Below are 16387 nucleotides of genomic sequence, written 5' to 3' on the forward strand. Positions count from 1 at the left end.
CGCCGATGACGTTCACCACCCGGCCGACGCTGCGCGGCACGTTCGGCATGGTCTCGTCCACGCACTGGCTGGCCAGCCAGTCCGCGATGGGTGTGCTGGAACGCGGCGGCAACGCCTTCGACGCCGCGGTGGCCGCCGGGTTCGTGCTGCACGTCGTGGAGCCGCACCTCAACGGCCCGGCCGGTGAGGTGCCCGCGATCCTCGCCACCGCGACCGACCCCACGCCGCGGGTGCTGTGCGGCCAGGGCCCGGCCCCCGCCGCCGCGACTGTGGCGCACTTCCGGTCGCTCGGCCTGGACCTCGTCCCCGGCGCCGGTCCGCTCGCCGCCGTCGTGCCGGGCGCCGTCGACGCCTGGCTGTTGCTGCTGCGCGACCACGGCACCCGCACGCTCGCCGAGGTGCTGGAACCGGCGATCGGCTACGCCGCCGCCGGCCACCCGCTGGTCGGCCCGGCCGGGCAGACCGTCGCGCGGGTCCGGTCGCTGTTCACCGACCACTGGCCGACCTCCGCGCGCCTCTGGCTCCGCGACGGCCGCCCGCCCGCGTCGGGGGAGATGGTCACCAACCCGGCGTACGCGGACACGCTGCGCCGCCTCGTCGACGCGGGACGGGCCGCCGGTGCGGACCGGGAGGCGCAGATCGAGGCGGCCCGGCGCGCCTGGCGGGAGGGTTTCGTCGCCGAGGCGATCGACGCGTTCAGCCGGCTGCCGTTCCGCGACTCCAGCGGGCGCGCGCACGCCGGGCTGGTCACCGGCGACGACCTGGCCGGATGGTCGGCCACCTGGGAGGAACCGGTCACGCTGGACTGGCACGGGCACACGATCGCCAAGACCGGCTTCTGGGGTCAGGGCCCAGTGCTGCTCCAGACGCTGGCCGTCCTGGACGCGCTCGACGACCCGCGTGTCCACGACCCGTCGAGCCTGGAGGGCATCCACGCGCAGGACGAGGCGCTGAAGCTCGCGTTCGCCGACCGGGAGGCGTGGTACGGCGACACCGACGTTCCGGCCTCCGCGCTGCTGTCCGCCGAGTACGCCCGTGCGCGGGCCGCGCTGGTCGGCGACCGTGCCGACACGACGCTGCGCCCCGGCAGCCCGGCGGGCGAGCCGCCCCGGCTCCCGTCCCACCTGCACGCCGACGTGCGTCGCGGGGCCGTGCCGCAGGACCCGAGCACCGGCGAACCCACGGTCCGGGCCGACGGAGTGACCCGCGGCGACACCTGCCACGTCGACGTGGTGGACCGGTGGGGCAACATCATCTCCGCCACGCCCAGCGGCGGCTGGCTGCAGAGTTCGCCCGCCATCCCGGAGCTGGGTTTCCCGCTCGGCAGCCGGTTGCAGATGTGCTGGCTGGAGGAGGGGCTCGCCTCGACGCTGCGGCCGGGCCGGCGTCCGCGTACCACGCTCAGCCCGACGCTCGTGCTGCGCGACGGCGAGCCGGTGATGGCCTGCGGCACGCCCGGCGGCGACCAGCAGGACCAGTGGCAGCTGCTGTTCCTGCTGCGGCACCTGGCCGGCGGGCAGGAGTTGCAGGAGGCGATCGACGCCCCGACGTGGCACACGACCAGCTTCCCCGCGTCGTTCTACCCGCGCGAGGTCGAGCCCGGCGTGCTGGTGCTGGAGGACCGGATCGACCCGGACGTGCTGGCCGGCCTGCGCGCCAGGGGCCACACCGTCCGCCTGTCCGACCCGTGGAGCCTGGGCCGCATGTGCGCGGTGACACGCGACCCGCGCACCGGGCTCCTGTCCGCCGCGGCCAACCCCCGAGGCGCCCAGGGCTACGCCACAGGCCGCTGACCCCACCCTCCCGCCCCTCGCCTGCGTTGATCTTGCACTTGTGGCCCCGGCGTAACTGGCATAACGGGCGTTCGCCGGGCCGCAAGTGCAAGATCGCCGGGGAGGGGGCAGGGCGGGGGGCGGGTCAGTCGTTGATCCGGGTTATGTTGCGGATCTTGTTGGCGGCGTCGAGGGCCGCCACCTTGTACGCCTCGGCCAGCGTCGGGTAGTTGAAGACCGCGTCCAGCAGGTAGTCGACCGTGCCGCCGCAGCCCATCACCGCCTGCCCGATGTGGACGATCTCGGTGGCGCCGGTGCCGAACACGTGCACCCCGAGCAGCCGGCCGTCCTCGGGTGAGACCAGCAGTTTCAGCATCCCGTACGAGTCGCCGACGATCTGCCCCCGGGCCAGCTCCCGGTAGCGGGCGATGCCCACCTCGAACGGGACCGACGCCTCGGTCAGCTCCTCCTCGGTCTTCCCGACGAAACTGATCTCCGGAATGGTGTAGATGCCGATCGGTTGCAGGTCCGACATGCCGCGCGCCGGCTCGCCGCAGGCGTGCTGGGCGGCCAGGCGACCCTGTTCCATCGAGGTGGACGCCAGCGCGGGGAAGCCGATCACGTCGCCGACGGCGTAGATGTTGTCGACGGCGGTGCGGTAGTCGGCGTCGACGGTGATCCGGCCCCGGTGGTCGGCGGTCAGCCCGGCCGCCTCCAGCGCGAGGTCGTCGGTCTGCCCCTGGCGGCCGGCCGAGTACATCACCGTGTCCGCGACGATCTTCTTGCCGCTGCGCAGGATGCAGAGCGCGGCGCTGCGGTGCTTCTCCACGGCGGCCACCTCCTCGCCGAAGCGGAAGGTCACCGACAGGTCCCGCAGGTGGTACTTCAGCGATTCGACGATCTCCTCGTCGCAGAAGTCGAGCATCCGCGGGCGGCGCTCGACCACTGTCACCTTGGTGCCGAGCGCGGCGAACAGGGACGCGTACTCCATGCCGATCACCCCGGCGCCGACCACGACCATGCTGCGCGGGACTGCCTGGAGGTTGATCACGCCGTCGGAGTCGACGATGGTCCGGTCGTCGAAGTCGACGCTGTCCGGGCGGGCCGGGCGGGTGCCGGCGGCGACGACCGCCTTGTCGAAGCTGACCCGGGTCTCCCGGCCGGAGCCGGCGTCCACCCAGACGGAGTGGGCGTCGGCGAACCGGCCGGTGCCGGTGATCAGCGAGACCTTGTTGCGGGCCAGCTGGTTGCGGATGACGTCGGTCTGCCGGGTGATCACGTGCTGGGTGCGGGCGGCCAGGTCGGCGACGGTGATGTCCTCCTTGACCCGGTAGCTGCTGCCGTAGAGGTCGCGCTGGCTCAGGCCGGTCAGGTAGAGCACCGCCTCGCGCAGGGTCTTGGAGGGCACGGTGCCGGTGTTGATGCACACGCCGCCGAGCATGTCGCGGCGGTCCACGATCGCGACGCGGCGGCCCAGCTTGGCCGCGGCGATGGCCGCCTTCTGTCCACTCGGTCCGGAGCCCAGCACCAGCAGGTCGTAGTCATACACGAGCGACAGCCTGGCAGGGTCTCGCAACCGGTGCCAGCCGAGACGCCCCCACGAAAGCTGATCACTGCCGTAGGGTGCGCTGATGCGCCGCCCCGTAACCCTGATCATGCTCCTCGGACCGCTGCTCGTCGCCGGGTGCACCACGACCCCCGCCGCCCCGGCCGCGACCCCCTCGGCCTCCACCCCGCCGAGCCCGACCGCCCCCGCCGTCGACTACGCCGCCTGGCAGGCGGGGCGGTCGACGCCGGTGGCCGACCCGGTCTATCCGGCCCGGGGCACCGACGCGCTGGACGTCCTGCACTACGACCTCGCGCTGGAGTGGGCGCCGTCGACCACCACCCTCACCGGCACCGCCACGCTGCGGATCCGGCCGGTGAAGGACGCGCCGAACCTGGTCCTCGACTTCATGCCCTACCAGGTCGACAGCGTCACACTGGACGGCGCGACGGTTCCCGGCGCGGTGGCGAAGGAGAAGCTGACCGTGTCCGCCCCGGTGGTGGCGGACGAGCCGGTGACCCTGGTGGTCACCTACCACGGCCGGCCGAAGACGACCCCGATGCCGTCGCACCGCAAGGACACCGAGGCCCTGGGCCTCACCGTCACCAAGGAGGGCGGCCTCTGGACCATGCAGGAGCCGTTCGGGGCGTTCACCTGGTACCCGGCGAACGACCAGCCGTCGGACGAGGCGCTCTACGACATCCGGGTGACGGTGCCGGCGGGCTGGTCCGCGATCGCCGGCGGCACGCCCGCCGGTCAGTCCGGCACCACGTTCAGCTACCGCAGCACCGACCCGGTCGCGACGTACCTGACCACGCTCGCGGTGGGGAAGTACCAGAAGCTGACCGCGGCGGGGCCGCGCGGCGTGCCGCTGACCTACTGGTACCGCAAGGGCGCGGACGACAAGCTGCTGCCGTACCTGAAGAAGTCCCCGCAGTACCTGACCTGGCTGGAGAAGAAGTTCGGCCCGTACCCGTTCCCCTCCGGCGGCGTCGTGGTGGTGGACTCGGCGTCGGGCATGGAGACCCAGCAGATGATCACGATGGGCCGGAAGATCGAGAACACCGCGGCCCGCCGGGACCGCTGGGGCAGCGACCTGATGCACGAGTACGCCCACCAGTGGTTCGGCAACTCGGTCACGCCCACCACCTGGACGGACCTGTGGCTGAACGAGGGCTGGGCGACGTACATCCAGGACCTGTACACGAAGGAGACGCAGAAGCTCAGCGAAGCCAGCCTGGACCGGTACCTGCGCGAGGGTGACGCCGTCCTGCGCAAGAAGCTGGGCCCGCCCGGCCGGCCCGACCCGAAGCGGTTCGCCGAGGGCAACGTCTACCTGTGCCCGGCGGCGATGCTGCGCGAGATCCACCGGACGGTGGGCGACAAGGCGTTCTTCGCGCTGGCCCGCGCCTGGGTCCAGGAGCAGCGCAACACACCGCAGGACCGGGCCTCGTTCATCGCCTTCGTCAACAAGCAGACCGGCCGGGACTTCACCGCGCTGATCAACGCCTGGCTGGACTCGCCGACCACGCCGAAGAAGATCACCCCGAAGAAGATCGGCTGACCCGGCGCGGGGCCCCGCCCGTCCGGCGGGGCCCCGCGCCGCGTCTCAGCGGCCCTGGAGCGAGCGGACGTTGTCGCCGAACGTCCAGCCCTTCGACCCGTCCCAGTTGACCGACCAGGTCATCAGGCCCTTCAGGCGCCCCTGGTAGGTGTTCCACGCCTGAGCCACCAGCGCCGGGCTCATGTAGCCGCCGCCGGCGCCGACCTGCGCGGGCAGCCCGGGGACCTGCCGGTCCAGCGGTACGCGGATGGTGGTGCCCTGGATGACCAGGCCGGCGTCGAGGCAGTTGGTCTGCGCGACGAAACCGGCCACGGTGCCGGCCGGGTACGAGTCACCGGCGCAGCCGTACATCGAGCCGTTGTAGTACTGCATGTTCAGCCACCACAGCCGCCCGTTGTCGGCGTACTTCCTCACGATCGGCAGGTACGCGCCCCAGATCGAGCCGTAGGTGACGCTGCCGCCGGTGACGTACGCGGTCTCCGGCGCCATGGTGAGCCCGAAGCCGGCCGGCATCTGGGCCAGCACCCCGTCGATGATCCGGATCAGGTTGGCCTGCGAGGGGGAGAGCTGGTTGATGTTCCCGCTGCCGGTCAGGCCGGTCTCGATGTCGATGTCGATGCCGTCGAAGTTGTGCCGCTTGAGGATCGGTACGACGGTGGCGACGAACCGGTCGGCGACAGCGCTGGAGCTGAGGTCGATGCCGGCGGTGGCGCCGCCGATGGACAGCAGCACGGTGAGCCCGGCGGCCTTGGCCTGGCACACCTGCGCCGGGGTGGGCACCTTGACGCCGGCGTCCATGCCGTCCTCCCAGAGCACGGTGCCGTCGGCGCGGATGACCGGGAATGCTGCGGTCACCACGTTGTAGCCGTGGCCGGTGATCCGGGAGTCGGTGATCGGGATCCAGCCGAGGCCGGGGTGTACGCCGTTCGCGGCGCCGTCCCAGTTCTCCCAGTAGCCCTGGAGCACCTTGCCGGTCGGCCGGGACCGCAGCGTGCAGGTGTCACCGCCCGGGGTGGTCGGGCTGGACGACGCGGTGGGCGTGGGCGTGGGCGTCGGCGTCCGCGTGGGGGAAGCGGTCGGGGAAGGGGAGGCGGTGGGGGAGGGCGACGGCGGTCGGGTGGTGGGGCTCGGCGACGGTGTGCCGCCGGTGCAGGCGCCGAGGTCGGTCCAGAGCGCCGGTACGGCGGCCGGGTTCCAGCCCGCCCCGGCCGGCGGGGTGTGCGTGACGAGCGCCTGGTAGAGCCGGCTGCCGTAGGTCACCCGGCTGCCGGCGGTCCAGGTGACGCCCTCGGCCCAGGCCGGCGCGTCACACGCGACGAGCGCGCCCACGGCGCCGGTCGGTGTGGCGGCGGTGGCGGGCAGGGCGGCGGCGGTGGCGGCGAGCAGCGCGACGCCACCGAGCAGAGCGGTCATCCCACGTCCGAGTCGCATGACATACCTCCTCATCGATGCGCCGGAGGTTATCAGTTAACTTTGTTAAGTGTAAATGCGGCGTACCCTGTCACCACCCCGCTCAGGGCGTGACGCAGGAACGAAAGCCGCCCGCGGGCGGCCGGGAAGGACGGCGGCGGACGTGGACGCCAGACGCACCACGGTGCGCGACATGCGCCGGGCCAACAGGTCGGTCCTGCTGACCCGGATCTGGCTGGACGGCCCGCTCAGCCGGCACGAGCTGGGCCAGTCCACCGCGCTGAGCCTGGCCAGCGTCAGCAACCTGGTCGGCGAGATGATCAACGAGGGTCTGGTCGAGGAGGCCGGCTCGGTCGAGTCCGACGGCGGCCGCCCGCGCGTGCTGCTGCGCGTCGCACCCGGCTACGGCTACCTGGTCGGCGCCGACGTCGGCGAGACCCGCGTCCAGGTGGAGCTGTTCGACCTGAGCATGACCGCGCTGGCCAAGGCCGAGTACCCGATCACCGCCGCCGACCCCGACCCCGAGCGGGTCGCCGCCCACCTGCGGCACGGCCTCGCCGCCGTCACCGAGCAGGCGGGCGTCGACCCGGCCGCGGTGCTCGGCTTCGGCGTCGCCGTCGCCGGCACCGTCGAACGCACCGCCGACGCCGTCGTGCACGCCCAGACGCTCGGCTGGGACGGCGTGCCGCTCGGCGCGATGCTGCGCGCCGGCACCGACGTACCGGTGCACGTGGACAACGGTGCGAAGACGCTCGGCCAGGCCGAGATGTGGTTCGGCGCCGGCCGCGGCGTCCGGCACGCGGTGGTCGCCCTGGTCGGCTCCGGCGTCGGCGCGAGCGTGGTCGCCGACGGCGTCGGCTACCGCGGCGCGCACAGCAGCGCCGGGGAGTGGGGCCACACCACCATCGTGTACGGGGGCCGCCGCTGCCGCTGCGGCAACCTCGGCTGCCTGGAGGCGTACGTCGGGGCGGAGGCGGTGCTGGACCGGTTCCGCCAGGCCAACCGGGGCCGCCCGGCGCCCGGCGCGGACGAGGAGACCGCCTTCGGTGAGCTGCTGCGCTCCACCGGCAGCACGGCCGCGAAGGTGATCGACGAGACGGTCGGCTACCTGGGCGCCGGGGTGGCGAACCTGGTCAACCTGTTCAACCCGGAGCGGGTGGTGCTCGGCGGCTGGGCCGGGCTGGCCCTGGGCGAACGGCACCTGCCCGCGATCCGCGAGGCCACCGCGCGGCACGCGCTGCGGCAGCCGTACGCGCAGACCTCGATCGAGCTGTGCCGGCTCGGACCGGACGCGGTCGCGATGGGCGCGGCCACCCTGCCGATGACCCGGCTGCTGCGCGACGGCGGCGTGCCCCGCGACCCGGCCGCCCGCCCGGGCCCGGCGTGGGGGCCGGGCCGGCGTCACTGACCGGCCCGGCCCCCACGCGGCGACGTCAGCGCTGCCCGCGGACCCGCCGCACGGTGTCCCGGTACCACAGCGCGCTGCGCTTGGGGGTGCGGCGCTGCGTGTCGTAGTCGACCCGGACGATGCCGAACCGCTTGTCGTAGCCGTACGCCCACTCGAAGTTGTCCAGCAGCGACCAGGCGAAGTAGCCGCGCACGTCCGCCCCGGCGGCCCGGGCGCGTGCCACCGCCCGCAGGTGCTCGGTGAGGAAGCCGACCCGGTCGTCGTCGTTCACGAACCCGTCGGCGTCCGGCTCGTCGTCGAACGCGGCGCCGTTCTCGGTGATCACCATGGGCGTGCCCGGGTAGTCGCGGTGCAGCCGCACCAGCAGGTCGGTGAAGGACTCCGGCACGATCTCCCAGTCCATCGCGGTACGCGGCAGGTCACGGCGGACCACCCGGCGCACCGGCTTGCCGTCGTCGTCGCGGTCCCGGCCCTGCTCGTCCACGCCGGAGTGCAGCTGCCCGAAGTAGTAGTTGACCCCGAGCACGTCGATCGGGGTGGCGATGACGTCCAGGTCACCGTCCTGCACGGGGATGCGTACCCCCTCGGCGGCCAGGTCCGCGATCACGTCCTGCGGGTACTCCCCGCGCAGCACCGGGTCGAGGTAGAGCCGGTTGGCCAGCCCGTCGGCGGCCCGCGCCGCGTCCCGGTCCGCCGCGCTGCCGGTCTCCGGGTCGGCGGTGGACAGGTTCAGCGTCAGGCCCAGCTCGATCGGGGACCGGGCCGCCTCGCGCAGCCGCCGTGTCGCCAGCCCGTGCCCGAGCAGCAGGTGGTGCGCAGCGGCGATGCCGTCGCCAAGGTCCCGCCGGCCCGGGGCGTGGTCGCCGTAGGCGTACCCGAGCATCGCCGAGCACCACGGCTCGTTGAGCGTGGTCCAGGTGCGGACCCGGTCGCCGAGCGCGGCGAAGACCAGCTCCGCGTAGTCGGCGAACCGGTACGCGGTGTCCCGGTTCGGCCAGCCGCCCGCGTCCTCAAGCTCCTGCGGCAGGTCCCAGTGGTACAGCGTCACCCACGGCTCGACGCCCCGGCCGAGCAGCTCGTCCACCAGCCGGTCGTAGAAGGCCAGCCCGGCCACGTTCGCCGGCCCGCGCCCGCCCGGCTGCACGCGGGGCCACGCCACCGAGAACCGATACGTGTCCAGTCCCAGGTCCGCGATGAGCGCGACGTCCTGCGGCATCCGGTGGTAGTGGTCGCACGCCACGTCGCCGTTGTCGCCGTTCGCCACCGCGCCCGGCACCCGGCAGAACGTGTCCCAGATGGACGGGGTGCGGCCGTCCTCGGCCACCGCGCCCTCGATCTGGTACGACGACGTCGCCACCCCCCACCGGAAGGTCGGCGGCAGCGTGTCGATCGGGTCCGCGTCGGCGACTGACGACGAGCGGGTGAGATCGGTGTCCATGGTTCTCCTCGCGGGTAGCGGGTGGTGGTGTCGGGCGGGTCAGCGGGACAGGGGCGCGACGGCCGGGTGCAGCCGGCACGCGACGGCCCGCGCCGGGTCGTCGACGCGCGGGGCGCCGAGCACCGGCACCTGCTCGTCGCACCCGTCGAACGCCTTCGGGCAGCGGGGATGGAACGCGCAGCCGGACGGCATGGCGCGCAGGTCCGGCGGGGAGCCGGGGATGCCGGTCAGCTCGCGGCGCGGTCCGTGCAGCGCCGGGAACGAGTGCAGCAACCCCTCGGTGTACGGGTGCAGCGGTTCCCGGTACAGCCGGGCGGCCGGCGCCTCCTCGACGATCCGGCCGCCGTACATGATCGCGATGCGGTCGGAGAACTCGACGAGCAGCGACAGGTCGTGGGTGATGAACAGCACCGCGAAGCCGAGGCGTTCGCGCAGCTCGGCGAGCTGGCCGAGGATCTGCCGCTGCATCACCACGTCCAGCGCGGTGGTCGGCTCGTCCATGATGACCACCTGCGGTTCCAGCGCCAGCGCCATCGCGATCATGACCCGTTGCCGCATGCCGCCGGAGAGCTGGTGCGGGTAGCTGTCCAGCCGGTCGGAGGAGATGCCGACCAGGCGCAGCAGCTCCCTGGCGCGGGCCGACCGGCTCGCCGCCGTGCTCTTCGGCTCGTGTGCCCGGATCACGTCGAGCAGCTGGGTGGAGACCTTGTGCACCGGGTTGAGCGAGTTCATCGCGCCCTGGAACACGATCGACGTCTCCGCCCAGCGGAACTCGCGCAGCTTCGCCGGGCTGAGCGTGAGCACGTCGACCGGCGGGCCGTCGGCCGGGTGGTAGATGACCTGGCCGCCGCTGACCACGCCGGGCGGGGGCAGCAACCGGGTCAGCCCGTAGGCGAGCGTGGACTTGCCGCTGCCGCTCTCCCCGGCCAGGCCGAGCACCTCGCCGCGGTGCAGCGTCAGGTCGACGTCGCGGACCGCGCGGACCGCGTCCGCGCCGACGCCGTAGTCGACGCACAGCCCGCGGATCTCCAGCACCTGGTCGCTCATGCGCGCTTCCCTTTCTCGTCGGCGGGCGGCCCGACGGCGTCGGCGGGCGGCCGGCCGTCGGCGTCGCGCGCCTGCATGGGCACCGTCGCGGTGACCGGCGCGAGCACCGGGGTGAAGCCGACGCGCATCGCGACGACGCGGCCGTCGGCGGTACGGATCCGGGTCCGGCCGCCGGTGCGCAGCCGCGGGCTCACGAACTCGTCGATGCCGAAGTTGATCAGCGCGAGCGCGGTGCCGAGCAGCGCGATGGCCAGCCCGGCCGGCACGAACCACCACCAGGCGCCCTGCGCCAGGGCCTGCTGTCCCTGCGCCCAGAACAGGATCGTGCCCCAGTTCCACGACGTCATCGACGAGATGCCGATGAACGCCAGGGTGATCTCCGACATCACCGCGAAGATGACGGTGCCGACGAAGCCGGAGGCGATGATCGCGGTCAGGTTGGGCAGGATCTCGAAGCCGATGATCCGCCAGGTCCGCTCGCCGGTGGCGCGGGCGGCCTCGACGTAGTCGCGGCGGCGCAGCGACAGCGTCTGGGCGCGCAGTACCCGGGCGCCCCACGCCCACGAGGTGAGGCCGATGATGAGCGCCACGAGCATGTCGCTGGCCTGGTCGACCAGGGACGTGACGATGATGATCAGCGGCAGCGCCGGGATCACCAGGAACACGTTCGACACCGCCGACAGGCCCTCGTCGGCCGCGCCGCCCAGGTAGCCGGAGGTCACGCCGATGAGGATGGACAGGATCGTGGCGAGCACGCCGGCGATCAGGCCCACCACCATGACGCTGCGCGCGCCGACCAGGATCTGGCTGAAGATGTCCTGCCCGAGGTGGGTGGTGCCGAACCAGTGCCGGGCCGAGGGCGCCTGGAGCACGTCGGCGCTGCGCGCGTCCGGGTCGTACGGCGCGATCCACGGCCCGATCACCGCCAGGAGCACGTACACCCCGAGGACGGCCAGGCCGGTCGCGGCCTTGGCGTTGGCGACGAAGCGGAACCGGCGGCGGCGTGCCCGGGCCGACGGCTGCGCCATCGCCCCCTGGCCGGGGATGACCTGCTCGATGCTGGACGGGGAGAGTGTCATCGCTCAGCTCTTTCGGGTCCGCGGGTCGAGGAGCAGGTACGCCACGTCGGCGAGCAGGTTCGCCACCAGCACCGAGATCGTGATGATCAGGAAGATGCCCTGCATCAGCGGATAGTCCTTCGCGCCGACGGCCTGGAAGAGCTGGAACCCCAGGCCCGGGTACGAGAAGACGATCTCCACGAGCAGCGTGCCGCCGACGATGAAACCGAGCGACAGCGCGAACCCGGACACGTTCGGCAGCAGCGCGTTACGGGCGGCGTAGCTGAGCGCCACCCGGCGCTCGGACAGCCCCTTGGCGTGCGCCACGGTGATGTAGTCCTCGCTGGCGACAGTCACCATCATGTTGCGCATGCTGAGGATCCAGCCGCTCATCGACGACACCAGGATGGTCGCCGCGGGCAGGATGCTGTGCTGGATCGCGCTCGGCACGAAGTACGCGTCGAACGCCGGCACCAGGCCCGGCTCGTAGCCGCCGGAGGAGGGGAAGAAGCTGCCCGGCCCGGCGAACAGCGCGATCGCGACCAGGCCGAGCCAGAAGTACGGGATCGACGACAGGAACGTGGTGGCCGGCAGCAGCCCGTCGATCCACGAGCCGCGCCGCCAGCCGGCGCCGACGCCGAGCGCGGTGCCGAGCAGGAAGCTGACGATCGTGGTGACGCCGACCAGGCCGACGGTCCACGGCAGGCTGTCGCCGATCACCTGCGACACCGGGGCGGGGAAGAACGTGAACGACAGGCCCAGGTCGCCGTGCAGGAGCTGCCCCCAGTAGGCGACGTACTGCTCCCACAGCGAGCGGTCGGAGTCCAGCCCGAACAGCACCCGCAGCGAGGCGATCGCGTCGGCGCTGATCCGGCCCTGGTTGCGGGAGATCAGCGACTGGACGGGGTCGCCGGGCACCATCCGCGGGATGAAGAAGTTGAGCGTGATCGCCGCCCAGGCGGTGAACAGGTAGAAGGCCACCCGTTGCAGCAGGAACCTCATCGGGCCGCCTCCGTTCCGGCCTTCTCCGCGTCTGCCACCGTCTCCACGTTCGCTGGCTGCTCCGCGTTCGCCGGCTTCTCCGTGGCGACGGTGTCCGCGTCGTACAGCCAGCACGCCGCCCAGTGGCCGGGCGCGTCGTCGACCGGGATCGGCGGCGGCAGGTCGGTGGCGCAGCGCGGCATGGCCGCCGGGCAACGCGGGTGGAACCGGCAGCCGGCCGGCGGGCGGATCAGGCTCGGTGGCTCGCCGTGACCCCGCTCGCCCGCCGCCGCGCCGTCGCCGCCCGCGCCGGTGATCCGCTCCGGATCCGGCGCCGACTCGATGAGCAACCGGGTGTACGGGTGGGCCGGGCGCTGGGTGACCGTCTCGCTGTCGCCGCCCTCGACCATCCGCCCGGCGTACATGACGATCGTCTCGTCGGCGAAGTAGCGGGCCGAGGCGATGTCGTGGGTGATGTAGAGGATGGCCAGGTCGAGCCGATCCTTGAGGTCCTGGAGCAGGTTGAGCACGCCGAGGCGGATCGACACGTCGAGCATCGACACCGGCTCGTCGGCGAGCAGCACCTCGGGGTCGGCGCCGAGCGCCCGCGCGATCGCCACGCGCTGGCGCTGCCCGCCGGACAGCTCGTGCGGGAACGCGTCGAGGTAGCGCTCCGGCGGGGTGAGCGCGACCCGGGCAAGCAGGTCGGCGAGCGCCTTCTCCAACCCGTCCGGCCCGGTCCCGGCGTTGCCGTGGATGCGCAGCGACCGGGTCAGGTGGTAGCGGACCGTGTGCACCGGGTTCAGCGACGCGAACGGGTCCTGCAGGATCAGCTGCACCCGGCGCACGTACGCCCGGAACCGGCGCCCGCCGCGTACCCGGGTCGAGCGGCCGTGCAGCCGGATGTCACCGGCGGTGCGCGGGTAGAGCTGGGCCAGCAGCCGGGCGACTGTGGACTTGCCGGAGCCGGACTCGCCGACGAGCGCTGTCACCCGGCCACGGCGCAGCGCGATCGATACGTCGTCGACGGCGTGCACCACCGCCGGGGTGCGGGAGAGGAGGTCACGCAGCCGCCGGCGGACGGGGAAGTGCTTGGTCAGGCCGACGGCCTCCAGCACCACCTCGTCGGCCGGCGCTGGTGCGCTCTCGGTCAACGTCATGCCGCATTCCTGTCTCAGGGTTGCCGAAGCGATGGGCGGGCGCCGCCGGCCCGGCCGGGGGGATCGTGGCCGGGCCGGCGGCGGCGGGTCAGCCGGCGGCCGGCTTGAGGTGCAGCACCACGTCCACCGCGTTGGGCTGGGTGGGCTGGAGCGCGCCGTACGGGTTCGAGTCGTCCGGCCAGCCGGTCCAGTTCTTCGTGCTGTACGCGCCGCCGATGTTGTCCGCGCCGACCGGGATCATCGGCACCTGCTCGACGAAGATCTTCTGCAGGGTGGCCATCGCCGTGGTGCGGGTGGCGTCGTCGGTGGCGTTGGCGTACGACACCAGCGCGTCGGTGGCCTCCTTGCTCTGGAACCGGCCGAAGTTGCCCGCCGGGGAGGCGGTGCCGATCGGCTTGAGCACGCGGCCGTCCATGATGGTCCGGTAGATGTCGTACGGCGTGGCGCCGGACTCGGTCCACCGGAACGTGGCCTCGAAGTTGCCCTGCTCGACGTTGCGGAACCAGGCGTCCTGGTTGGCCTTGTCGACGGTCGCCGCGATGCCGATCTTCGCCAGGTTGCCCTTCACGATCTCCAGGCTGGTCTGGTAGTCGGACCAGCCGGCCGGGTCGGTGAGCCGGATCGTGACCGGCTTGCCGCTCTTGTCCTTCAGCGTGGTGCCGTCGAGCTTGTAGCCGGCGCCGGTGAGCAGCGCCTTGGCGCCCTCGACGTCGACCTTGTGCTCCTGGCCCTTGTACTCGGGCGCGATGAACGAGTCACCGGCCGGGCTGGGCAGGCCGGTCACGCTCTTGACCTCGGGGTGGAAGTAGCCGGCCTCGGCGGTGGTGAAGATGTCCGCCCGGTCGATCACCATGTTCATGGCCTTGCGCAGCGTCGGGTCGTCGAACGGCTTCTTCGTGGTGTTCACGTAGAGGCCGTGGATGCCGAGCACCGGCGGCGCCCACATCTTGTGGTTCTTCTGGTCCTTCGCCACGAACACGGTCTGGTAGTTCGGGATGAAGACGAAGCTCCACTCCGACTCGCCGTTGGCGAGCGCGGTGGTCTGCGCGCTGTTGTCGGTGTAGGAGGTGTACCGCAGCTCCTTGACCTTCGGCGGGTCCTGCCAGTAGCCGCTGTCGCGTACGGAGAGCGTCGTGGTCGCCGGGGTGAACGACTTCAGCGTGTACGGGCCGCTGCCGACCGGCTGCTTCACCGGGTCGGTGGCCGGGTCGGCGATCTTCTCCCACAGGTGCTTCGGCACGATCGGCACCCGCCACAGCACCTTCTGCTGATTGACGAACTGCGGGCTGGCCATCGAGATGGTGACCTCGTTGCCGCTGGCCACGGCGTCGGTGTACGGCACGCCCTGGTCGTTGAGCGCCGGGAACTTCTTCACCAGGTTGTAGGTGAAGGCGACGTCCTCGGCGGTGACCTTCTGCCCGTCGGACCAGGTGGCGTTCTCCCGGATGGTCACCTTGACCGTCTTGTAGTCCGATGACCACTCGGCCTTGGTGGCCAGCCACGGCTTGAACGGCTCGGCCGGCTTGACCGGGTTCCACATCATCAGCGGCTCGTAGATCTGCCACCGGTAGCCGAGCGACGCGGCTGCCGAGGTGGTGAGGAACGGGTTGTTGTTCTCCGCCTGCGGGCCGTTGGGCATGCCGACGTTCAACACCGTCGCGGCCTGGCCGCTCTTCTTGTTCGCGTTCGGGCTGTCGCCGCAGGCGGCGGCGCCGGTGACCATCGCGCCGGCCAGCGCGAGGGCGAGGAGTTGCCGTCTTCTCATGGAGGTCTCCCTCGGTGGTCCCGCAGTCCTCGGGCGGGATGTGGTGGATGGAGGGTGTGCGGTGGTGCCACCGGCGGGCGGGCCCGCCGGCGTGATCGCCGGTACGGCGGGGTGGGGTCAGGTGACGCGGGCGCCCGTCGGCTCCCGCGCGTCTGTCGAGTCCGGTGCGGTCGGGTCGCTCGTGGTCGTCGAGTCGCGGGCGGTGAAGCCGGTGGGGATGACGGTCGGGGTGTCCGGCAGCGGCGTGCCGGCGAGGTGCCCGATGAGCAGGCGGGCCGCGGCCGTACCCATCTCCCGCAGGGGTTGGCGCACGGAGCTCAGCGGCGGGTGGGTGTGCCCGGCCAGCGGAAGGTCGTCGAAGCCGACCACCGCCACGTCCTGCGGGACGCGCCGCCCGGCGTCGCGCAGCGCCTGCAACGCCCCGGCCGCGGACAGGTCGTTGTGGGCGAAGACGGCGTCGAACGGTACGCCGTCGGCGAGCAGCCGCCGCACCGCCGTGCGCCCGCACTCGAAGGTGAAGTCGCCCTCCACCACCCGGTCCGGCTCGACCGGTACGCCCGCGTCGGCGTAGGCGCCGGCGAACCCGGCGAGCCGTTCCCGGGTGCAGCCGAACCGGCGCAGGCCGGTGACGACGAGCGGCCGTCGCCGGCCGAGCGCCAGCAGGTGCGCGGCGGCGGCCCGCGCGCCCGCCTCGTTCGTGGTCCGCACCGACGGGAAGCCGGGCTGGTGGCCCCGGTCGTCGATGAGGATGACCGGCAGGCCGCGCCGGTGCAGCTCGGTGATGTAGTCGAGCGTCCCCTCCGGCTCGACCACGAGCAGGCCGTCGAACGACTTGGCCGAGACCTGGGAGGCGAACCGGCGCATCGACTCGTCGCCGTGGGTGCAGGTGAACAGCAGCATGCCGTAGCCGGCGGCCTCGACCACGTCGGCCGCGCCCTGGAGCACCTCGCCCATCCAGGGCCAGGTCAGCGCCGGGACCAGCATCCCGACCACCCGGGTACGACCCCGGGCCAGCCCGACCGCGCGGGCGCTCGGCACGTACCCGAGGTCGCTGATCACGGCGCGGACCCGGTCGGCGGTACGGACGTGCACCTCGCCCTTGCCGTTCAGCACCCGGGAGACCGTCGTCTTGCTCACCCCGGCGCGGGTGGCGACGTCGGCGATGGTGATCGGCACGTGACGCTCCCGGGTCGCAGGGATGAGCGGGGTGTTTCGGAACCGGTTGCGGAAGCGGTTCC

The 16387-nt window shown here is 72.6% G+C and carries 12 protein-coding genes; 3 read left to right on the forward strand and 9 right to left on the reverse strand.

What is annotated here, in order from left to right; genetic code table 11:
• Window positions 1–5 precede the first annotated feature (5 nt).
• Window positions 6–1793 carry a gamma-glutamyltransferase family protein gene (locus CLT75_RS07365; RefSeq protein ID WP_135240095.1) on the forward strand — a complete coding sequence of 596 codons (1788 nt, stop codon included), beginning with the start codon at window positions 6–8 and terminating at the stop codon, window positions 1791–1793.
• A 124-nt stretch (window positions 1794–1917) separates the two neighbouring features.
• Here CLT75_RS07365 and sthA read toward each other — a convergent pair whose 3' ends face one another.
• Window positions 1918–3321, reverse strand: coding sequence for a Si-specific NAD(P)(+) transhydrogenase (gene sthA, locus CLT75_RS07370; protein ID WP_135240096.1), 1404 nt, complete (start codon window positions 3319–3321; stop codon window positions 1918–1920).
• 82 nt (window positions 3322–3403) lie between these two features.
• Between sthA and CLT75_RS07375 the strand changes: the two genes are divergently transcribed.
• Window positions 3404–4882: a M1 family metallopeptidase gene (locus CLT75_RS07375; protein WP_135240097.1), complete on the forward strand. Its 1479-nt coding sequence runs from the start codon at window positions 3404–3406 to the stop codon at window positions 4880–4882.
• A gap of 45 nt (window positions 4883–4927) precedes the next feature.
• Here the strand turns inward: CLT75_RS07375 and CLT75_RS07380 are convergent, their stop codons facing one another.
• On the reverse strand, window positions 4928–6313 hold the full coding sequence (locus tag CLT75_RS07380; RefSeq protein ID WP_135240098.1) for a glycosyl hydrolase family 18 protein: 1386 nt from the start codon (window positions 6311–6313) through the stop codon (window positions 4928–4930).
• 142 nt (window positions 6314–6455) lie between these two features.
• Between CLT75_RS07380 and CLT75_RS07385 the strand changes: the two genes are divergently transcribed.
• Window positions 6456–7700: an ROK family transcriptional regulator gene (locus CLT75_RS07385; protein WP_135240099.1), complete on the forward strand. Its 1245-nt coding sequence runs from the start codon at window positions 6456–6458 to the stop codon at window positions 7698–7700.
• 25 nt (window positions 7701–7725) lie between these two features.
• Here CLT75_RS07385 and CLT75_RS07390 read toward each other — a convergent pair whose 3' ends face one another.
• The 7 genes from CLT75_RS07390 to CLT75_RS07420 all read right to left on the reverse strand — a co-directional run bounded on the left by CLT75_RS07390 (window position 7726) and on the right by CLT75_RS07420 (window position 16325).
• The gene (locus tag CLT75_RS07390; protein WP_135240100.1) at window positions 7726–9138 is read right to left on the reverse strand and encodes a GH1 family beta-glucosidase; all 1413 of its coding nucleotides are present in this window, start codon (window positions 9136–9138) and stop codon (window positions 7726–7728) included.
• A 39-nt stretch (window positions 9139–9177) separates the two neighbouring features.
• Window positions 9178–10185 carry an ABC transporter ATP-binding protein gene (locus tag CLT75_RS07395; RefSeq protein ID WP_135240101.1) on the reverse strand — a complete coding sequence of 336 codons (1008 nt, stop codon included), beginning with the start codon at window positions 10183–10185 and terminating at the stop codon, window positions 9178–9180.
• A complete protein-coding gene (locus CLT75_RS07400; RefSeq protein ID WP_135240102.1) occupies window positions 10182–11264 on the reverse strand; it encodes an ABC transporter permease in 1083 nt (360 codons plus the stop codon). Before CLT75_RS07400 ends, CLT75_RS07395 begins: the two co-directional genes overlap by 4 nt.
• Window positions 11265–11267: 3 nt before the next feature.
• Window positions 11268–12245 carry an ABC transporter permease gene (locus tag CLT75_RS07405; protein WP_013286255.1) on the reverse strand — a complete coding sequence of 326 codons (978 nt, stop codon included), beginning with the start codon at window positions 12243–12245 and terminating at the stop codon, window positions 11268–11270.
• A complete protein-coding gene (locus tag CLT75_RS07410; RefSeq protein WP_135240103.1) occupies window positions 12242–13384 on the reverse strand; it encodes an ABC transporter ATP-binding protein in 1143 nt (380 codons plus the stop codon). Before CLT75_RS07410 ends, CLT75_RS07405 begins: the two co-directional genes overlap by 4 nt.
• Before the next feature lie 88 nt (window positions 13385–13472).
• A complete protein-coding gene (locus CLT75_RS07415; protein ID WP_135240104.1) occupies window positions 13473–15149 on the reverse strand; it encodes an ABC transporter substrate-binding protein in 1677 nt (558 codons plus the stop codon).
• A 117-nt stretch (window positions 15150–15266) separates the two neighbouring features.
• Window positions 15267–16325: a LacI family DNA-binding transcriptional regulator gene (locus CLT75_RS07420; RefSeq protein ID WP_135240105.1), complete on the reverse strand. Its 1059-nt coding sequence runs from the start codon at window positions 16323–16325 to the stop codon at window positions 15267–15269.
• Window positions 16326–16387: the final 62 nt, after the last annotated feature.

The organism is Micromonospora sp. CNZ285 (assembly GCF_004637285.1).

What these genes read in the sequence shown, in the direction of transcription:
- CLT75_RS07400 (WP_135240102.1), bottom strand. Translation starts at nt 11,264, where the DNA reads ATGACACTCTCCCCGTCCAGCATCGAGCAGGTCATCCCCGGCCAGGGG.
- CLT75_RS07365 (WP_135240095.1), top strand. Translation starts at nt 6, where the DNA reads ATGACGTTCACCACCCGGCCGACGCTGCGCGGCACGTTCGGCATGGTC.
- CLT75_RS07380 (WP_135240098.1), bottom strand. Translation starts at nt 6,313, where the DNA reads ATGCGACTCGGACGTGGGATGACCGCTCTGCTCGGTGGCGTCGCGCTG.
- CLT75_RS07405 (WP_013286255.1), bottom strand. Translation starts at nt 12,245, where the DNA reads ATGAGGTTCCTGCTGCAACGGGTGGCCTTCTACCTGTTCACCGCCTGG.
- CLT75_RS07375 (WP_135240097.1), top strand. Translation starts at nt 3,404, where the DNA reads ATGCGCCGCCCCGTAACCCTGATCATGCTCCTCGGACCGCTGCTCGTC.
- CLT75_RS07410 (WP_135240103.1), bottom strand. Translation starts at nt 13,384, where the DNA reads ATGACGTTGACCGAGAGCGCACCAGCGCCGGCCGACGAGGTGGTGCTG.
- CLT75_RS07395 (WP_135240101.1), bottom strand. Translation starts at nt 10,185, where the DNA reads ATGAGCGACCAGGTGCTGGAGATCCGCGGGCTGTGCGTCGACTACGGC.
- CLT75_RS07390 (WP_135240100.1), bottom strand. Translation starts at nt 9,138, where the DNA reads ATGGACACCGATCTCACCCGCTCGTCGTCAGTCGCCGACGCGGACCCG.
- CLT75_RS07415 (WP_135240104.1), bottom strand. Translation starts at nt 15,149, where the DNA reads ATGAGAAGACGGCAACTCCTCGCCCTCGCGCTGGCCGGCGCGATGGTC.